The sequence below is a fragment of the Anaerostipes caccae L1-92 genome (assembly GCF_014467075.1).
GTDB classification, from domain to species: domain Bacteria; phylum Bacillota; class Clostridia; order Lachnospirales; family Lachnospiraceae; genus Anaerostipes; species Anaerostipes caccae.
Genome location: NZ_AP023027.1, coordinates 1,188,508 through 1,207,212, shown reverse-complemented (window position 1 = coordinate 1,207,212; position 18,705 = coordinate 1,188,508). Strand labels below are relative to the sequence as shown.

Here is an 18,705-nt window from a genome sequence, read left to right as displayed (position 1 = left end):
TTCTGCCGCCTTATGAAACAAGGCTTTCCTTTCCGGGCTGTATATTCAGCTGATTTTTAAACAGCGTGAAGATATTGTTCTTCTTGATCTCCAGCTGGTTCAGGATAAAATTCTTCACAAAATCATTCTGGGGCGCATTGACGATCTGTTCCGGCTCGCTGTACTGGGAAATCCGCCCTTCATTTACGATCAGCACCCGGTCAGAAAGTGTCAGAGCCTCTTCGGGATCATGAGTCACGATGACCGTAGTCAGATGAAATTCTTTCGCAATCGTCTTGATCCTGTTTTTTATGGATTCCTTAATCACTCCGTCCAGTGCGCTTAAAGGCTCATCTAAGAGAAGGATTTTGGGCTTCATGACCAAAGTCCTTGCCAGTGCCACTCTCTGCTTCTGTCCTCCTGAAAGCTGCTCAATCTTTTTCGGAAGATGATCCTTCAGTCCAAGCAGGCCGATCAGTTCGTCCACTTCCTCTTTTGACGAAATGTCCGGCTTATTTTTCAGCCCGTATGTAATGTTTTGATATACATTCAAGTTCGGGAACAGAGCATAATCCTGAAACACGATGTTGAATCCCCTCTTTTCCATTGGGGAATCCGTGATATCTTTTCCGTTAAACTCAATTTTTCCGCTGTCCGGTTCTGTAATTCCGAGGATCATATTTAATAGTGTTGTCTTTCCGCAGCCGGACGGCCCCAGGATGGAAACGATTTCTCCATCCGGAATCTCCAGCGATATTCCGTCCAGCACCGTGGTACCGTCATAGGATTTCTTTATATTTTGTAATTTCAGCATAAACTTCCATTCCTTTCTCAATCAATATCATCTCTTTGAACAAGACTAAGTCTATCACCGGAAGTTTGAATTTATTTGAATACCATGTTAAATGTTGGTAAAAAAACAGAAGGAAGATCTCCTGCTAAAGATCTTCCTTCTTACTAATTTCTTTATTTAATTTTCTTTGTCTCCATAAACATCATGAAAAATGCTGCCAGAAGAAGTGCAGAACAGATCAAAACGGCATTGTGAGAAAGCACATTTCCTGCCGCCGTGCCTGCTGCCGCACCTACTATAAAAAACAAAATAATCCCAAAGTATTTCAGGCTCCTGTTCAGCAGTTCCCGGTCTTTCGTCTGGAAATATTGAAACAGGATTTCCATTCCGCTTCTTAAGTTTCCTGTGCACATGGTCGTCGCATAGGCATTTCCGTGTACCTTCCGAAATGTCTCCACCTGCATGGCACAGACAAAGGATATGATCACATTGGCGATCATATCCGCCTCTCCCGAAGGAATAAAGGCAGCCAGGCAGATCATCACCGCTTCGATCATGACAATGATCTGTCTCCAATGGATTTTAGGATACTGTTTAAAATACTTCTTAATGAGTTCCACCACAATGACTCCGGCCGCAAAGGCCAGAATGGGGATGGCGTAATGGACAGCCCCCTGCCACTTTCCTTTTTGCAGGCTGATGCCCAGCAGTACGATATTTCCGGTCTGGGCATTGGCAAACACTCCGCCTCTGAAAAGATAACTGTACGCATCCAGAAATCCCCCGACAACTGCCAAAACGGCACCCAGCTGAAAAGCCTCGGACATCTGGATTTTCTTATGCTGTTTCACTGAATCTGCCTCCCTTAACCGCGGTAAAATTCCTGAAGAGCCCTGATCATATATTCTGTGTCCCTGGCTCCTGCCGTCTCATAGGCAGAATGCATGGCAAGCTGGGCAAGGCCGATATCCACGGCTTTTAACGATACACTGCCCGTCAGAATATTTCCGAGAGTGGAGCCTCCCGGCAAGTCTGAACGGTTGTGGAAGGTCTGATAAGGAACTCCGGCTTTTTCACAGATATGTTTCATCATCGCACCGGAGTATGCATCCGTCGTATATTTTTGATTGGCACTGTACTTGATTACAATTCCTTCATTCATATACGGCCGGTTCGTAAGATCTGCCTTTCCGGGCTGGTTTGGGTGTACCGCATGAGCATTGTCCGCAGAGATCATAAAGCTCTCCGCCACGGCCATCCGGTACTGCTCCCCGGTTCTCCCCAGCGCCTCATTTACCCGCCACAGAACATCTTCTAAAAATGTAGATCCGGCTCCCTGTTTTGTTTCGCTGCCGACCTCCTCATTGTCAAACGCACAAAAGACATTCATATACTCTCTGCCCTCACTGTTGACAAAAGCCTGCAAAGATGCGAATACACACTGAAGGTCATCGAGCCTCGGTGCCGACATAAACTCGCCGTTTGCTCCCCATACAGTTCCCGGCATCCGATTATACAGGTAAAGATCTGTACCGAGAATATCATTTTCATTTACACCTGCCTCGGATGCAGCTGTCCGCATAAATGTCTTTTCGGCTGTCTGGTCCCCCAAGACAGGAAGCATATGAATCTGAGGGTTCAGTGCGTCATCCTCTGCTCCCCTTTTCATATGGATCGCAAGCCTTGGGATCATCAAGAGATCTTTCTCTATATGAATCAGCTTTTCCGTAAGTTTTTCCCCGTCTCCCACAATAATTTTTCCTGCCACAGAGAGCGGACGGTCAAGCCAGGAGTCCATGAGCATTCCCCCATATTTTTCGGTATTTAATTTTGTATAATGCTTTTCTGCCTGTAATTCCATATTCTCTTTGATCTTAAAAGCGGGTGAGTCCGTATGGGATGCGGTAATATGAAACCCTTTTAATTTTTTCTCCGGTATACAGAAAGCAGCCAACGAAGAACCGTTTCTGCTGGTAAAATACTTACCGCCCTTTTCTATCTTCCATGCCTCCTGCTCCCTCAGTTCCGTAAATCCATTTTCTGTCAATTCTCTCTTTATCTGTTCCACAGCGTGATAGCTGCACGGACTCTTTTCAATAAACTGAAACAACTGCCGGTTAATCTGATCTGACATGTTCTGCCTCCTTCTCAGCATCTCTTCTTTATAAAAACAAAAAATAAGTTTACCAGGCAAAAAAATAATAAAATAATTGTAACAGGCAAACATTTTATAGCCTGAAACTCATTTCCTGCCCAAATCATAAAAACTATCAAAACAATGGATGCCGGAATTATATATCCAAATCCCTTCTTCATGTTTAATAGTTTTATCTGTATATATATACTTAGCATTAAAACAATAATCACAGCAATTGTATATAATCTATAACTGTCCATTTTACTATAACCCCCTGTCTCATCTGATCAAGTCAATGCATTTTTACTTCTAAATTAAGCCCTATTATATGCCAATCAACTTCAAATGTAAATTATCTGATTCCCCATACCCTTAATAGAACAAAAAAATAGCAGCCAGAAAGACACCTTTCCGCTGCATATTCTTTCGATATAAAATTCTTAGCAATCAGATTCCCGCCAGGTGCCTTAAGGATTCCTTCAGTGCTTCCTGTTCCTGCTGTCCCATATCTTTCAGTACGATTCTGTTGACCTCTTCCACTGTTTCGAGAATCGGTTCTTCCAAGTCATTCCCCTTATCCGTCAATATAATCTCTACAAAACGCCGGTCTTCTTTGCTGACTTTTCTCTTGATCAATCCCTTTTTCTCCATTCTCTCAAGAACACCTGAGATTGTAGAGTTTTCCAGCCTCAGTTCTTCTGCGATCTCCTTCGGGCTGTTTTTCTTTTTCACCCAAAGACAGTACATCACACCGTACTGAACCGGAGTCACATCAAATTTTGAAAGCTGTGCGCTCATCTCCTGAAACACCGCGTGCTGGGCGGTGGTCAAAAGATAGTTGATACATTGATTCAATTCCATCGGTTCCTTGTCCCTCCTACACAAAACTGCATGCAGACACTTCAAATTGTTTGCATGCTATATATCTCATCATATCTGTTACAAAAACTTCTGTCAAGAAGACAAACTATTATTTTAAGGCTTTTCATCATTCTTACGAAACATAAAAATGGGGATGCCATAAATGACATCCCTGAAAACTTAGGATTCATATTCCAAAATCATACTATCTGAAAATCGCTCCGCTCACAACCAGCTTCTGGATCTCGTTGGTTCCCTCGTAGATCTGAGTGATCTTAGCGTCTCTCATCATACGTTCTACATGGTAACCCTTCATATATCCGTTTCCGCCCAGCATCTGCACCGCCTCTGTTGTCACGTGCATGGCCGCCTCTGTACAGAGGTATTTTGCCTTTGCTGCCGGAATGGAATAGGATCTTCCTTCCTGTTTGTCCGTAGCCGCTTTGTAAAGCATTAGTTTTGCGGCATCAATTTCCATTTCAAGTTCCGCCATCTTAAATGCAAGATACTGGTTTCTGTATAATGGTTTGCCAAACTGTTCTCTCGTCTTTAAGTATTCTTTTGCAATCTCAAATGCACCTTCTGCAATTCCAAGTCCCTGTGCAGCAACACCGATACGGCCTCCGTCCAGAGTCTTCATCGCCAGTTTAAATCCGTCTCCGGAAGGAACGATCATATTTTCTGCCGGCACCCGTACGTTTTCCAGTATCATCTCTGAAACCTGTGCGGAGCGGATTCCCATCTTATCTTCCACTTTGCCCACTGAAAATCCGGGAGTTCCTTTCTTCACCACGAAACAGGACAGTCCCTTGGCTTTCTTCTCAGGTTCCGTCAGGGCATACACCGCCGTATAATCGGCTAAAGGCCCGTTCGTATTGAAGCATTTCATACCGTTTAATATGTACTCGTCTCCGTCTCTTTCCGCAACTGTGACACATCCTCCTGCATCAGATCCCGCATTCGGTTCTGTGAGACCGAAAGATCCGAAATGCTGTCCTGACAATACCGGTGCCAGAAATTCATTCTTTTTCTCGACCGGAGCGTCAGAATTCATAATACTTCCTCCATATAAGGAAGTGGATACAGAATATGAAATCCCCACAGAAGCATCTACTTTAGAGACCTCCTCCACTGCCAATACATAAGACAGGTAATCGGCTCCCTGGCCTCCGACTTCTTTCGGATAAGGAAGTCCGATCAGTCCAAGATCTCCCATCTTCTTATAGAGATCTACCGGAAATTCACTGTTGGCATCTCTCTCTAACACTCCCGGCTGTAACTCCGTCTGAGCAAAGTTTCTTGCTGTCTCCTGAATGGCTGCCTGCTGTTCGGTTAACTCAAAATTCATAAATAATTACTCCTTTCGCCCAAAATAGACTATAAACTTAACATAAATGTACCATTTTATTTCCCTATATTTGTATGCCAATATTTTGTAAGCTAAATATATCACTCCTTGTGCATATTGTCAATAAACTTTTATATTTTTTTATATAATTATACAATTTAAATAAAACATATTGATAAACCATTGACAAGCAACCAAAAATAGTCCATATTAGAAGCATAAATAATATTTTGTATCCCAAATATTTGTACGCCAATATGTTAATTTTCTAACAAGAGCTGATCAAGTGCAATGTATATGTTATTTCAAGGAGGATTTACAATGAACAATTTATTAATGGAAGTAGAAAACGAGATCGCAGTAGTTACAATCAACAGACCAAAATCTTTAAACGCCTTAAACAGTGAGACATTAGCAGAATTAGACCAGTGCTTTTCCGAGATCTCCCGCCGTAAGGACATCAGAGTTGTTATCCTTACAGGATCAGGTGAAAAATCATTTGTGGCCGGAGCCGATATTTCTGAAATGGTCAATGCCTCTCCTGCAGAAGGAAGACAGATGGGTCTGCTGGCAAAAGAAGCATTCCTTAAATTAGAGACAATGCCTCAGGTAACGATCGCCGCAGTCAACGGATATGCACTCGGAGGCGGATGTGAAATCTCCATGGCCTGTGACATCCGTGTAGCCGCAGAAAACGCAAGATTCGCACAGCCGGAAACAGGACTAGGAATTCTCCCGGGATTCGGCGGAACACAGCGTCTCTCCCGCTTAGTCGGAAAAGGCCGTGCAAAAGAACTGATCTTTACATGTGACCAGATCGATGCTGAGGAGGCTTACAGGATCGGACTTGCAAACAAGGTAGTTCCTCAGACAGAACTGATTGATTACTGCAAAAAGATGGCAGCAAAGATCATGTCCAAAGGAAGTTATGCCATCTCTCTTGCAAAAGAAGCGATCAACACAGGCATGGATACCGATTTAAGCAGCGGACTTACATTAGAGGCAGACTTATTCGGACTGGCATTTTCTACGGAAGACAAAAAAGAAGGCATGACCGCATTCCTTGAGAAACGCAAAGCAGATTTAAAAGATTTCTAAAATAAATGAAGGAGATAAACTATGGGAAAAGTTAAGATTATTACAGCAGATCAGGCAGCTGCCCTGGTAGAAGATAATACAACCGTCACTACCAGCGGATTTGTTGCCAGCGGAATGCCGGAAGCCCTTACAAAGGCTCTGGAAAAAAGATTTTTGGAAACCGGTTCTCCGAAAAACCTGACTTTATTTTACGCTGCTGCCCAGGGAAACCGTGACGGAAGCGGTGCGGATCATTTTGCCCATGAAGGAATGACCAAACGTGTCATCGGCGGACACTGGAACATGGTCCCGACGCTTGGACAGCTGGTCCTTGACAATAAAATCGAAGGATACAATCTGCCCCAGGGCACTCTGGCACAGCTCTATCGTGCCATCGCCGGTCATAAACCCGGCGTGATCACTCATGTTGGATTAAATACATTTGCCGACCCGCGCATTGAAGGCGGCAAATTGAATGACATTACGACCGAGGACATTGTAGATGTGATCGAGATCTTAGGAGAAGAGAAATTATTATATAAATCTTTTCCGCTGAACATCGGATTCATACGGGGTACATATGCTGACGAACACGGCAACGTGACACTTTCCCATGAATGCTGTACAACGGAAGTCACAACCATGGCTCAGGCCGTGAAGAACAGCGGCGGAAAAATTGTAGTACAGGTGGAAAAGGTCGTCGCAGACGGCACCTTAGATCCAAAATTGGTCAAGATCCCGGGAATCTATGTGGATGCAGTCGTGGAAGCAGAAGACATGAAAGACCACGAACAGTGCGTGGGATGCGACTATGACGGTGCTATGACCGGAGACTTCCGTATTCCTTTGAGCAGCCTTGAGTATCCTCCTCTTTCCGCAAAAAAGATCATCGGACGGAGAGCTGCCATGGAACTGACAGAAAACACCGTAGTCAACTTAGGCATCGGTATTCCTGAATATATCTCTATGGTTGCCAATGAAGAAGGCATCGGAGATTACATGACTCTGACCGTAGAGGCGGGACCTGTCGGCGGTGTGCCTCAGGGAGGAGCCAAATTCGGAGGGTCCGTCAATCCCGAGTGTATCTTAGACCAGCCGTACCAGTTTGATTTCTATGATGGAGGCGGTGTCGACTATGCATTCTTAGGCCTCGCACAGGCGGACAAAGACGGAAACATCAATGTCAGCAAATTTGGTCCAAGGATCGCAGGCTGCGGCGGTTTTGTAAACATCACTCAGAATGCAAAACGCTGCTACTTCTGCGGAACCTTTACTGCAGGCGGTTTAAAAACGTCGGTAAAAGACGGAAAACTTGTCGTTGACCAGGAAGGAAAATCCAACAAGTTCCTGGATACAGTTGAACAGATTACGTTCAGCGGCGAGTACGCAAATAAAGTCGGCCAGCCGGTTCTCTATATCACAGAGCGCGCTGTCTTTGAACTGAGAAAAGACGGTGTCTATCTGACAGAAGTTGCCCCTGGCATCGATATCCAAACACAGATCATCGACCATATGGGATTCACTCCTAAAATGGACGGTACGCCAAAGCTTATGGATGAAAGAATTTTCAGAGATGAGCTGATGGGTCTGAAACACGATTAGCAATCCACAAATAAAGGAGGGTTTTTGTGAATTTACAAATCTTAGTCTTAGTCCTGGCGATTGTCCTGTTCGGAGTCTTAGCTTTTAAACAGATGAGTGCCCTGATCCTGGCTCCCCTTGTCACGATCTTCGTGGTCATCTGCTCTAAGCTTCCAATCCTGGACTCGCTGAAAAATGCATTTATGCCTGCAGCATCCGACTACGTGACAAAGTATTTTCTCGTATTCTTTGTCGGCGCACTGTTCGGCTCCGTTTATCAATATACCGGAGCCGCAGAATCCATAGCCAGAGCGATCGCAGGGCTCTGCCGCGGAAAATTCGTGGCACCGATCATCATGATCATCACCGGTCTTTTGACCTTTGGAGGAGTCAGTGGCTTCGTTGTATTTTTTGTTATCTATCCAATCGCATTAAACTTATTCAAGGAAGCGAATCTTACAAGAAGGCTCATCCCGGCCGCAATCTCTGCCGGATGCTGGACCTGGTCCATGAGCGGTCCCGGTTCTCCTTCTATTCAGAATGTCATTGCCATGGATAACCTTGGCACACCGGCAACAGCCGCATTTGTTCCATCTCTGATCACGACTGCGGCTATGTTTATCATGATTTTTGTCTGGCTGGAAATGCGGGCAAGAAAGTTTACGAAAAAGGGATATCGTTTTATCGATAAGTCCTTAAAATATCAGCTGAGTGAAGAAGAGATGGCCATCGATGAAGATAAAAATCTTCCCCACGTTGCTATCGCTGTCCTTCCGATTGTGCTCATTCTGGTGCTCTTCAACATCGTGAAGCTTCCTGTGGAGACATCTGTATTTGCAGGTGTAGCCCTGGCTACCATTCTGATGTTTAACAGAGTCAAGGGCATCAACGAATGGATCAACGTATTTAACAAAGGTGCTTCTGACTCCGGCGTTGCTATCTTAAATACTGCAATCGTTGTAGGTTTTGGAGGCGTTGTACAGAAAACTCAGGGCTTTACCGACCTGGTTGCCGCTCTGAAAGACATGAGCATGCCTCCTCTGGTGTTTGTAATGATCACCGTGGCTGTCTGTGCAGGAGCCTGCGGCTCTGCTTCCGGCGGTATGGGGGTTGCCTTTAATGCTTTGAAGTCTACCTATATTAAAATGGGAATCCCGCTGCCTTATGTGCACAGGATTTCCGCCATCGCAGCCGGTACTTTAGATACACTTCCTCATCAGGGAGCGCAGATCACACTGCTCGGCATTTGTAAAATGACCCATAAAGAAGCTTACTGGGATATTGCGGTTACGCAGATTATCATACCATTTATATCCTGCGGAATCTTTATCGTCTTAGCTTCTTTTGGATTATAAACTTAACATTGAAGATCCGGTCCTCCGGGTCTTCTTTTTTACAACGGCAGTTTCAAAAATTCTTCCAATATCTTTTTTGCATCTCCCACAATGCCATAATCGCAGTATTTAAAAACAGCTGCATTCGGGTTACTGTTCACTGCGATCACTGTCCCGGCCCTGACTCCGGTCATGTGCTGAACCGCCCCGGAAATTCCAAATGCTATATAAATGTCCGGTTTCGTTATACACCCTGTCTGTCCAATCTGCTGCTCCGGAAGCATCCACCCTGCATCCACACACGGCCTTGTACATCCGGCCTGTGCTCCGATCCTTTCGGCGAACTGTAAAAGCAGCCGAAATCCCTCCGGACCTTTCAGCCCTCTTCCCCCGGCCGCAATGATATGTGCATCTTCCAGGGAAATCTTCTTTTCTTCTTTTATAAGATCCAGTGTTCTTTTTCTTTCTGTTATCTCCTGCAGCCAGTCTGCCGAAAACGCAGTAAACTTTCCTTCTCTGCCGTCTGTCTCACAGGCCTTTTTAAATACTCCCGGCTTTGCCAGCGCCATCTGCACAGGAGCCTCCGGCATCGAAACCACAGACATGCTCTTCCCGTCAAAAGCAGGCTTAGTGACCAGCAGTTCCCCTGTTTCCTTGTCAATCTCCAATCCGGCAGCATCCGTAATCACTTCTGTTCCAAGCATGGCGGCCAGAGTCGGCAGCAGTGTCTTTCCGAACAACGTTGCCCCTCCCAGAATCATATCCGGTTTCTGCTCCTTAACAATCTCATACAGAATCCTGCTGTGAGTCTCCAGCTGCTTTTGTTTAAGACTTGGATGATCCGCCGCTATGATTCGGTCTGCGGGATACCTGAGAAGATCCTTACATGTTTTTTCGACATCATTTCCCACGATTGTCAAAATCAATTCTGCATCCAGAGAATCTGCCAGCTTCCTGCCTTCTCCCAGAAGCTCAACTGTCACGTGGGCCGCATGTTGATTCTGTATCTCTCCTATGATCAAAATTTTTGATGTTTTCTTCATACGGCCTCCTTTTCTTTGATCAGCTGCCAAAGCTTTTCCGCCAGCTCCTGCTCGTCTCTGCCGGTCAGCATCTGTCTGTTTTTCGGCGCCTCATCCGGTATATACTCCCGAACCTGTTTTATGATCTTTTTTGTTTTCCCCTGTTCGGCCTTCGAAACAGGAATCACCGTACTCTCTGCATATGCGGACATAATGTCAGCAACATTCGGGTGTCTCAGCGCATTGTCTTCTCTTACCGAGAGAACCAGGGCAGGCAAAGAACTCTCTGTCCGCTCTGTTCCCTCTAAAGCCATACACCAATTAAATATTTTCTTGTCTGAAACTTTCATTTTTTTTGAATAGGCAATCAGAGGAATCTTCAGGAAAAATGCCGTTATGGCCGCCATATGGGCAGCATCCCCGTCAATGGCCTGACGGCCGCACAGAATAATATCAAACATACCTTCTGCCTCTATCGCCCCGGCAAGCAGTTTTGCGCTGTGGCTGATATCGCCGGTTTCCTTTTTAAAGACCAGAACCGCTCTGTCCACTCCCCATGTCAAAGCCTCCCGCGCAGTCTTCTCTGCTTCCGGCGGACCGATCACCATGGCTGTCACTGTGCCCCCCCCCTCCTGATCTCTCAGATTCAGAGCTTCTTTCAAAACATTTTTATCACTGTCGCTGATCCCTTCCGCAGTCTGATATTTCACTTGTTCCTCTTTTGGCGGAACTTCTTTTAAATAAACCAATATGTTCAACCTTTTTTCACTCCCTTCCCAGCCTTAATCCGAAGTTTATTTCAAATAAAGTTGTTGACTCTGAAAAACTGCTGTGCTATGATACGCATACAAATTAATTTGCATCCCATTAGTTCGTATGCTAATTAATTATTACTGTTATATTACCACCATTATTTTTATCTGTCAACGATAGAAAGTGAGGATTCTGTTATGCCATTGATTCAAGTAGACTTACAAAAACAAGATGATAAAAAAAGACTGAAAAATATTTTGGATACCATTCACGAATGTGCGGTTGAAGCCTTTGAAATACCGGAGCGGGACCGCTATCAGATCGTCAGTCAGCACGATCCGGAAGAAATGATCCTCCTAGATACCGGCCTTGGATTTGAGCGCACAAAGGATCAAATCGTGGTCCGTGTCACAAGCAAACAGAGACCCCGGGAGAAAAAAGAAAAACTTTACTCCCTGCTCTGTGAAAGACTAAATGTAAACTGCGGGATTCCGCCAAAAGACCTGCTCGTCTCCATAACAGAAAACAGCGATGCCGACTGGAGTTTCGGATTCGGGAAAGCCCAATTTCTGACCGGAGACCTCTAAATTACTCAGAGCCCAGACAGGCAGCCACTAAAAGAACATTGACTGCCTGTCTGCAAGTTTATTTCTTTGTTCTTCTCCAAAGTCCGCATGCCAGCCCCGCTGCTGAAACTGTACATAAAATCAAAAGATACCCTTTTCCCCCGTCGCTCGTCTCTGCGATAGTTCTCTCTACTTTCTTCTTTTCAGGTACCTCTCTGTATCCCCATGTATTCCCGCTCTCCCGGTCTGTTGTCTCCGTTTTTTCTGAAGCGGTTTCACTGTCAGCCGGATCTTCTTCCGGTGTGATCTCCCATTTTGCTCTTAAAACTATATTCTGATGGACCGGCATGTTAAAATCCCATAGTACTTCTCTGCCATCATCATCTGTAACATACCATCCTTTGAATGTATAGCCTTCTCTTACAGGGTCCTTTGGCTCTACTGCTGTCTTTCCGCCTTCAATGATCTGGTCCCGCGGAGCATTTTCGCCGCCGTTGGGATCAAAACTTACCACATGGCTTCCGGTCAATGTCACTTTGACTGAGGCACTGCCTCCCTCTATTACAAATGTGAAATCAAAAGTTCCTGTCTTTCCTGCTGCCTTAGCCTCATTGATTATCTGAAGCTGCTTTTCGTCAACGCACAGGTCTGCATTGTCGCCATATTGATCTTTGCCCTTTGCCTCACATAAATCAATCATATCTTTTACGGCAAGCTGTTCTCCTCCTGTTTCCAAAACCACATCATTGGCGCCGATAAACGGATTGATATTTTCTTTGCCGTAATCTGCGCTGTCACTGCCTCTCTGACGCAGAAAAACGGTAATCTTCACATCTGTTCCCTCCGGCGTCCGGAACGTAAGCGGATATCCCCCAATCTCACCTGCTATTTTAGCATCATTGATACATTTAACTTCTTCCAAATCCGCAAATCCAATGTCTTTTAAAGCAATCTTCTGACCCGTGTTATCCTCTGCTTTTACCCTGGAAATCTCTTTCAGCTGTTCCTCTGTAAATGCCTCTCCTCCGGTTTTGCTTATGATATTTTTAGCCTTGATAATCTCCCCATTGTCAGGATTCTCTTCGGCTTCATCAAACGTACCGTTTAACGTTACCCTGACCGTAACAGAAACACCGTCCGGAGCCGAAAAAGTAAGATCAAAAATTCCGGATTTTCCATCTGCCTTCGTCTTGTTAATCTTCTGCACTTGTTCCTGATCAAGCTGAAAATCTTTCAGTTCTATATTATTTCCTTTCTGATCTTTCCCTTTTACCTGCCCATACTGTTTCAGCTGTTCTTCTGTAAACGGATCTCCTCCGCTGTCTTTTTCAAAATGGTTGGCTCCGATCAGCGAAATCGGATCTTCTTCTTTATAATCCTGCGCATCCGTACCGTTGTTTCTCAATGAAACTGTGACTGTCACCTTTGTACCACTTTCCGTGCGGAAAGTCAGAAAAAAATCCCCTGTCTTTCCTTCCTTCTTAGCCTGATTGACCGCACTAAGCTGGCTTTCGTCATCCAGAAGCAATTTCTGGTCATCTATAGTATTTCCGTTTTTGTCTTTTGCAGTGACTTTCGCCAGAGTCCTGATCTGTTCCCGGCTGAATCCCTCTCCGCCTGTCCTGCTGATGACATGATTTGCGCCGATCTGTTCTTTTGTTGCAGAATCAATACTGTTGCTGTCCCTGAATGGTCCAAAATATACTTGTGTGAAAAAGTTTCCCACAGAAAAAGAACTCTCCGCTGCAAACGGGGTGTTCTCTGTAAATATAAAGTCCGTCAGAGATGTCCCATCCTGTACGTATCCCTGATAACCGGTTTCCGGTGCAGCCGTAATCCCTGATACCTTTCCATTTCCTGCCGCAGATCCTATTCCAGGCATTTTTGACTTAGAATCGCCGATGGCTGTCACAACTGTATCTCCTCCGCTGATACGGATATTGCGTGTGATCATAGAATCACCAGGATCTCCCATGGAAGCGCCGATTCCCGGGGCATTTTCTCCTCCCCGGGCTTTGACAACCCCTCCGCTGATGTAAACTCCATCGACTTTGGTCCCATATCCTGATCCGATGCCGGAACCATGGCTTGTCCCTATGGCTTCTACATTTCCTCCCTTGATATAAATATCTTTGGCATAACATGATGAAACATAATGTTCCGTCCAGCAGGCAGCCCCGATCGCCGGGCAGTGTTCACCTCCAAGAGCTGTGATATTACCTCCCTCGATCGTAAAATTACAAAAACCGGATTCCTTTGGATTCGTTCGGTTCTTTATGCTGTTTCCCAAAGCTCCCACATGATATCCTACGCCTTGTACCGTGATACTTCCGCAGGCTGCATCGCATTTGTGCCCTTTTTGTCCGCTGTTTACACACCTCAGTGTAAGACTTCCATCCATGCCGTCCTTCGTAAGGGCATTGCTCTGATCTTTTGTACAATATAGGCGGTTTTTTCCAACCAACGTAATAGTCACATCTGCATGAGAAACATTCAGACTATCCGTCGCAGCACAGGAGATATCAACATTTTCAAAAGTAAGATCTGTCTTCACTTTAGGCTCAACAACAATGTAGTATTTTGTAGTCTTCCCGGTGATCCGGTATCCCTGCGGATTCAGGGCACCGCTGTCAGCCGGAGTATCGCCTACCAGAGCACCGGTGGCAGTGATCCTGATATTCCCTCTGCTTACATCCAGAAGAACCTGCCCGTCCTTTGCTTTCTTTACTGCATGCTTTCTCTGTTTTCCTGATTTCTCCTCAGTTTTCAATTCGGATTCATCTTTAAACGATTCCTTCAGCTCCGGAATTTCCTCCGTGTTCGCTGCTTCTTTTGTTTTTGTCTGTTCCGGTTCCCGGGTTAATTGATGTACTTCAGTTCCGTAAATACCCCCCCCCGGATTTTCCAGACATTTCCTGATCTTCTGCTCTCAAAATCGTTCCGGCTCCGGTTCCCACAGCCAGAATCAGTGCGGCCGCCACGATCCGTCTCTCCCATGGTTTCTTCATTCTTTCTCATCCTTTCCATTGCCTTTCAGCGCGCTCTTCCGGGCAATAAATAAATTTTGTCTCTATAAGAACCTTGTCCTCAAAAAAGGGTTAGATAAAGATTGATTTTTTAAAAAGAAGCATGGACCCAGGAGAAAGAAAGGTCCATGCTTCTTACTATGCAGATCAATACTTAACAATTCATTTTAAGCCAGGTATTGGAGGGTTTGGCTTTAAGTATATCTTTTGATTGTTTTTATTTTTAGGAGTTTCAGTGGCATAAATCTGCATTAATCTATATTTAAGTACGTAAAACGCACGTACTTACTGCGTTGGAATTTACCACAGATTGCGGTAAATTTCTTTGACTTCTTCTGCAGTGATGTCTTTTCTTGTGTTGGACGGGCTTCCGCTGTCCATGGCATCGTTGGCCATTTTGTCGATCACACCGAAGAATTCTTCTTTATTGATTCCATATTCCTCTAAGGAAGGAGTTTCAAGCTCATCGCAGATATCCACAACTGCCTGAAGGAATTTTTCACTTGCTGCCTGGTCTGTATCAGTCTCAGCTGCCACATTAATCGCTTTGCCAAGTTCACCAAAACGGTCATAAGCTCCATCCAGTGCATAGATAAAGCACTCTTTTAAAAGCATAGCATTGGAAAGTCCGTGTGCAACATGGAACATGGCACCGATCGGACGGCTCATTCCATGCACTAAGGTTACTGACGCATTGTTAAAAGCGATTCCTGCTTCCAGCGCCGCAATTGACATCTGTTCTCTTGCTTCTACATTCTTTCCGTCTTTGAATGCGGCAGGAAGATACTTGAAAATTCTTTTGATCGCAGAAAGCGCAAATGTATCGGATAATGGCTGTGCCAGCTTTGATGTATAAGCCTCTGCCGCATGAGTCAGAGCGTCAAGTCCTGTAGCCGCAGTGATCTTAGGAGGTGCAGTCATTGTAAACTGAGGATCGATGATGGCAAGATCCGGCATTAAAACAGCGCCTTTGAGCAGCATCTTGATATCATTTTTCGTATCTGTAATGATGGTAAACTGAGTTGCCTCAGAACCTGTACCCGCTGTGGTAGGAATGGCAACAAGTGTCGGTGTTTCCTCTGTGATCACTTTTCCCATGTAATCAGAAATCTGTCCGCCGCTGGTTACCAGTGCACCGATCGCTTTCATAGAGTCAATCGGGCTGCCGCCTCCAAGAGCGACAATAAAGTCACATCCTTCTTCTTTATAAAGATTAAGGCCCTCTTCGATCATTGTGTCGGTCGGCTCACCGTTGATCTCACTGTAGATCACATATTCAATGTTCTGGTTTTTTAAAGCAGTTTCTACTTTTGCTGCGTTTCCAAGCTCGACCATCACCTTATCTGTAACAATCAGCGCCTTTTTGCCGAGAGTTCCTAATTTTCCTTCTGCCATATCGAGTGCGCCTTCGCCAGTATAAATCTGGCCCGGCGCAATAAATTCTCTTGCCATATTCTTATCCTCCTATGCTTTCTGATATTTTTCTGTTTAAAATTCCGCATCATGAAGCCATACGTAGCGCTCATCTTCATTTCTGTCTGTCTGGAGCCACGGATTTCCGTCGAGATGGCGGATCATCCAGCAGGTATACATCTGGTATCCCGGAGCAACTGCCTGGGGATGGAGTTCTCCTCCCGGAATCGCCGAAAAGCTTCCGTCTGTGCTCTTGAATACCTGGTCACCCACAAAGCTCGCCCCGAATCCTTCCGGATGGTCAAACAGGAAGTAATAAGTTTCCGGCTGCGGATGTCTGTGAGGAAGATATCCTGACCAGTTCCCGCGGTCATTTAAAACCTCACCCAATACCATGTTAGAGTATGGCGCAATGTTATGGTCAAAGATGGTATTGACACGGCGTTTCGCAACATTTCCGAACTTTCCTACGCAGGAATATCCCCAAGGAGCATCTTCCGGCGCATACAGTTTACTCTCAAATGTCTGGTCATTCATTGTGGACTGTACCAAGATTTCAGAGTCTGCTTTTGCTTCCACTATGACTTTGGCTCCTGTACAGATATGTACTGCCCAAGGTCCTTCTGTAAACACATCTTTTCTTGTAACTTCTTTGGAAGTTTCATCAAATGAGAAAACTACATCTCCTTTCAGCAGGAGGACCGCCGTCTCTTCCCCTGCCCTGCAGAAGGTCTTCACATCCCCCGCATTTAAGCGGAAGACGCGAATATCCATCAGCATTTCTTTATATTCATTATCGTATGTTGTTAAAACTTTTTCCCCGTTTGCATCAAATTCAGGATAGCCGAATACCTTTCCCATTATCATACCTCTTTTCTAATACTGTCTTGCGTTTGCACGGCCTTCTAATACTCCTTCACATGCTTTTCGCACGCTTTCTTTCTCAGAAGTTGTTGCAATGCCTACATTCCACCAGGATTTATAACCATCTGTCATCGTCTTAGGGATTACCTTTAAGTCGATCAGAGTCGCAACATCCTGTTTCTTTGCGTCGATCAGCGCCTCTTCCAGTTCTTTGATCGTTCTTACACTGTATGTCTTGAGTCCGTATCCCTCTCCGACTTTTGCATAGTCAACCGGGATCAGATCCCCTTTGATTTCATTTTTTTCGTCGCGGTATCTGAACTCTGTCGCAAGACTTCCCACACCATGGTTCATTTGAAGGTTGTTGATACATCCGAATCCGCAGTTGTCAAACACGAGGATATTGATCTTCTGTTTTTCCTGCATGGCCGTCATGATCTCACTGTGCAGCATCTGGAAGCTGGCATCTCCGACGACCACATAGGATTCGTGCTCAGGCTCTGCCATCTTTACTCCGAGAGCGCCTGCCACTTCGTATCCCATACAGGAGTAACCATATTCAGCATGGTATCCGCCCCGTTTGTCCGTAGTCCAGATCCTCTGCATACAGCTCGGCAGACTTCCCCCTGCTGTCACAATATTAGCGTCTTCATCAATCACCTCACGGATTTTGCACAGTGCGGCAGTCTGAGTGATAAGTCCCCCTGTAAGTTTTACGTATTCAGGAATCGTACGCGGATCTCTCGCTTTGATCTCCGGCTCAAAGTTATCACCTGTATACTCAATATTCGCAAGGCGGTCCATTTCTTTATCCCAGGCTGCCTTTGCGTCCTGGATCTCTGTTGTGTAAGCAGACTTGTATCCTTCCTCTTTTAGTCTGGCAGAAAGAGCTTCCACTGTCACTTTCGCGTCTCCGACAGCTTTCACTGCATCCATTTTATATGCATGGTATTTATTGTTGTTGATCGTCACCATTTTCACATCAGGATTTTTGAACTGTCCTTTGGATCCTGTTGTAAAGTCTGAAAGCCTGGTTCCCACTGCAATGACCACATCAGCTTCATCAGCGATGGTATTGGCAGCCAGGGTTCCTGTTACACCAATTCCTCCTAAGCAGTAAGGGTGGCTTGACTTGCAGGCGCTTTTTCCTGCCTGGCTCTCTCCGAACGGAATGTTAAAGTCTTCGCAGAATTTTTCTACAGCTTCTCCTGCCTCAGAATACTTCACGCCTCCGCCTACAATCACTAACGGATTCTTTGCTTCTTTAATAATATTAACAAGGTCCTCGATCTCTTCTTTTACTGCGCAGGGTCTTGTGATCCTATGTACACGTTTTTCAAACAGGTAGTCAGGGAAATCATAAGATTCTCCTTCTACATCCTGGGAAAGTGCGATGCAGACGGCACCTGTCTCTGACGGGTCTGTGAGAACACGCATTGCGTTTACCATAGCTGTCATCAGCTGTTCCGGACGGATGATTCTGTCCCAATACTTACAGACCGGTTTGAATGCATCATTTGTTGTTATTGAAAGGCTGTCGCTTTTCTCTAACTGCTGCAGCACCGGGTCCGGCTGTCTTGTGGCGAATGTATCGGCAGGCAGGACCAAAAGCGGGATATTATTGACGGTTGCCGTAGCCGCTGCTGTCACCATGTTTGCTGCTCCAGGTCCTACGGAAGACGCACATGGTATGATTTTTCTTCTATTGTTCTGTTTTGCATAAGCTGTTGCAACATGGCACATTCCCTGCTCATTTCGCCCCTGGAGAACTTTTAAACTTCCCGGGTTGGTGTCCAGGGCTTCTCCCAATCCAACGGCAATGCCGTGTCCGAAGATGGTAAAGATGCCTTCTACAAATTTTGTTTCTTCCCCGTCAAATTCCACATACTGATTGTCAAGGAACTTCACAAGAGCCTGTGCTACTGTCATTCTGGCTGTACTCATTTTCATA

16 protein-coding genes are annotated in these 18,705 nt (G+C 45.3%); 4 read left to right on the top strand and 12 right to left on the bottom strand.

What is annotated here, in order from left to right:
* Positions 1-10 precede the first annotated feature (10 nt).
* From ANCC_RS05880 to ANCC_RS05860, 5 genes are all read right to left on the bottom strand, one after another.
* Positions 11-793, bottom strand: coding sequence for an ABC transporter ATP-binding protein (locus tag ANCC_RS05880; protein WP_006568764.1), 783 nt, complete (start codon positions 791-793; stop codon positions 11-13).
* A gap of 152 nt (positions 794-945) precedes the next feature.
* On the bottom strand, positions 946-1,623 hold the full coding sequence (locus ANCC_RS05875) for a YoaK family protein (protein ID WP_006568763.1): 678 nt from the start codon (positions 1,621-1,623) through the stop codon (positions 946-948).
* A 14-nt stretch (positions 1,624-1,637) separates the two neighbouring features.
* Positions 1,638-2,906 carry a M18 family aminopeptidase gene (locus ANCC_RS05870; protein ID WP_050754309.1) on the bottom strand — a complete coding sequence of 423 codons (1,269 nt, stop codon included), beginning with the start codon at positions 2,904-2,906 and terminating at the stop codon, positions 1,638-1,640.
* Between the two features lie 450 nt (positions 2,907-3,356).
* Positions 3,357-3,770, bottom strand: coding sequence for a MarR family winged helix-turn-helix transcriptional regulator (locus ANCC_RS05865; RefSeq protein WP_006568760.1), 414 nt, complete (start codon positions 3,768-3,770; stop codon positions 3,357-3,359).
* A 205-nt stretch (positions 3,771-3,975) separates the two neighbouring features.
* On the bottom strand, positions 3,976-5,118 hold the full coding sequence (locus ANCC_RS05860) for an acyl-CoA dehydrogenase family protein (protein WP_006568758.1): 1,143 nt from the start codon (positions 5,116-5,118) through the stop codon (positions 3,976-3,978).
* A gap of 321 nt (positions 5,119-5,439) precedes the next feature.
* On the opposite strand from ANCC_RS05860, the gene ANCC_RS05855 reads away from it, so the two are divergent.
* From ANCC_RS05855 to ANCC_RS05845, 3 genes are read left to right on the top strand one after another with little or no spacing between them, the layout of a single operon-like run.
* Positions 5,440-6,216, top strand: coding sequence for an enoyl-CoA hydratase-related protein (locus ANCC_RS05855; RefSeq protein WP_039947047.1), 777 nt, complete (start codon positions 5,440-5,442; stop codon positions 6,214-6,216).
* A 21-nt stretch (positions 6,217-6,237) separates the two neighbouring features.
* The gene (locus tag ANCC_RS05850; RefSeq protein WP_006568756.1) at positions 6,238-7,797 is read left to right on the top strand and encodes an acyl CoA:acetate/3-ketoacid CoA transferase; all 1,560 of its coding nucleotides are present in this window, start codon (positions 6,238-6,240) and stop codon (positions 7,795-7,797) included.
* A gap of 26 nt (positions 7,798-7,823) precedes the next feature.
* Entirely contained in the window at positions 7,824-9,131 is a 1,308-nt protein-coding gene (locus ANCC_RS05845; protein ID WP_006568755.1) for a GntP family permease, read from the top strand.
* A gap of 38 nt (positions 9,132-9,169) precedes the next feature.
* On the opposite strand, the gene ANCC_RS05840 is transcribed toward ANCC_RS05845, so the two are convergent.
* Both ANCC_RS05840 and ANCC_RS05835 read right to left on the bottom strand, forming a co-directional pair.
* On the bottom strand, positions 9,170-10,153 hold the full coding sequence (locus ANCC_RS05840; protein ID WP_006568754.1) for an electron transfer flavoprotein subunit alpha/FixB family protein: 984 nt from the start codon (positions 10,151-10,153) through the stop codon (positions 9,170-9,172).
* The gene (locus tag ANCC_RS05835) at positions 10,150-10,890 is read right to left on the bottom strand and encodes an electron transfer flavoprotein subunit beta/FixA family protein (RefSeq protein ID WP_006568753.1); all 741 of its coding nucleotides are present in this window, start codon (positions 10,888-10,890) and stop codon (positions 10,150-10,152) included. Before ANCC_RS05835 ends, ANCC_RS05840 begins: the two co-directional genes overlap by 4 nt.
* A gap of 192 nt (positions 10,891-11,082) precedes the next feature.
* Between ANCC_RS05835 and ANCC_RS05830 the strand changes: the two genes are divergently transcribed.
* On the top strand, positions 11,083-11,472 hold the full coding sequence (locus ANCC_RS05830; protein WP_006568752.1) for a tautomerase family protein: 390 nt from the start codon (positions 11,083-11,085) through the stop codon (positions 11,470-11,472).
* A gap of 58 nt (positions 11,473-11,530) precedes the next feature.
* Here the strand turns inward: ANCC_RS05830 and ANCC_RS05825 are convergent, their stop codons facing one another.
* The 5 genes from ANCC_RS05825 to iolD form a co-directional block, all read right to left on the bottom strand.
* Complete coding sequence (locus ANCC_RS05825) at positions 11,531-14,221, bottom strand: InlB B-repeat-containing protein (RefSeq protein ID WP_006568751.1); 2,691 nt, start codon at positions 14,219-14,221, stop codon at positions 11,531-11,533.
* 103 nt (positions 14,222-14,324) lie between these two features.
* Complete coding sequence (locus ANCC_RS17800) at positions 14,325-14,459, bottom strand: hypothetical protein (RefSeq protein ID WP_006568750.1); 135 nt, start codon at positions 14,457-14,459, stop codon at positions 14,325-14,327.
* A 318-nt stretch (positions 14,460-14,777) separates the two neighbouring features.
* Positions 14,778-15,929 carry an iron-containing alcohol dehydrogenase gene (locus ANCC_RS05820; protein WP_006568749.1) on the bottom strand — a complete coding sequence of 384 codons (1,152 nt, stop codon included), beginning with the start codon at positions 15,927-15,929 and terminating at the stop codon, positions 14,778-14,780.
* A gap of 36 nt (positions 15,930-15,965) precedes the next feature.
* Complete coding sequence (locus ANCC_RS05815) at positions 15,966-16,751, bottom strand: 5-deoxy-glucuronate isomerase (RefSeq protein WP_039947043.1); 786 nt, start codon at positions 16,749-16,751, stop codon at positions 15,966-15,968.
* Positions 16,752-16,766: 15 nt separating this feature from the next.
* Positions 16,767-18,704, bottom strand: coding sequence for a 3D-(3,5/4)-trihydroxycyclohexane-1,2-dione acylhydrolase (decyclizing) (gene iolD, locus ANCC_RS05810; RefSeq protein ID WP_006568747.1), 1,938 nt, complete (start codon positions 18,702-18,704; stop codon positions 16,767-16,769).
* Position 18,705: the final 1 nt, after the last annotated feature.

Bases quoted from the DNA above. Each gene is read 5' to 3' on its own strand.
- ANCC_RS05880 (WP_006568764.1), bottom strand. From the start codon at position 793: ATGCTGAAATTACAAAATATAAAGAAATCCTATGACGGTACCACGGTG.
- ANCC_RS17800 (WP_006568750.1), bottom strand. From the start codon at position 14,459: ATGAAGAAACCATGGGAGAGACGGATCGTGGCGGCCGCACTGATTCTG.
- ANCC_RS05865 (WP_006568760.1), bottom strand. From the start codon at position 3,770: ATGGAATTGAATCAATGTATCAACTATCTTTTGACCACCGCCCAGCAC.
- ANCC_RS05815 (WP_039947043.1), bottom strand. From the start codon at position 16,751: ATGGGAAAGGTATTCGGCTATCCTGAATTTGATGCAAACGGGGAAAAA.
- ANCC_RS05855 (WP_039947047.1), top strand. From the start codon at position 5,440: ATGAACAATTTATTAATGGAAGTAGAAAACGAGATCGCAGTAGTTACA.
- ANCC_RS05840 (WP_006568754.1), bottom strand. From the start codon at position 10,153: ATGAAGAAAACATCAAAAATTTTGATCATAGGAGAGATACAGAATCAA.
- ANCC_RS05820 (WP_006568749.1), bottom strand. From the start codon at position 15,929: ATGGCAAGAGAATTTATTGCGCCGGGCCAGATTTATACTGGCGAAGGC.
- ANCC_RS05850 (WP_006568756.1), top strand. From the start codon at position 6,238: ATGGGAAAAGTTAAGATTATTACAGCAGATCAGGCAGCTGCCCTGGTA.
- ANCC_RS05860 (WP_006568758.1), bottom strand. From the start codon at position 5,118: ATGAATTTTGAGTTAACCGAACAGCAGGCAGCCATTCAGGAGACAGCA.
- ANCC_RS05830 (WP_006568752.1), top strand. From the start codon at position 11,083: ATGCCATTGATTCAAGTAGACTTACAAAAACAAGATGATAAAAAAAGA.
- ANCC_RS05870 (WP_050754309.1), bottom strand. From the start codon at position 2,906: ATGTCAGATCAGATTAACCGGCAGTTGTTTCAGTTTATTGAAAAGAGT.
- iolD (WP_006568747.1), bottom strand. From the start codon at position 18,704: ATGAAAATGAGTACAGCCAGAATGACAGTAGCACAGGCTCTTGTGAAG.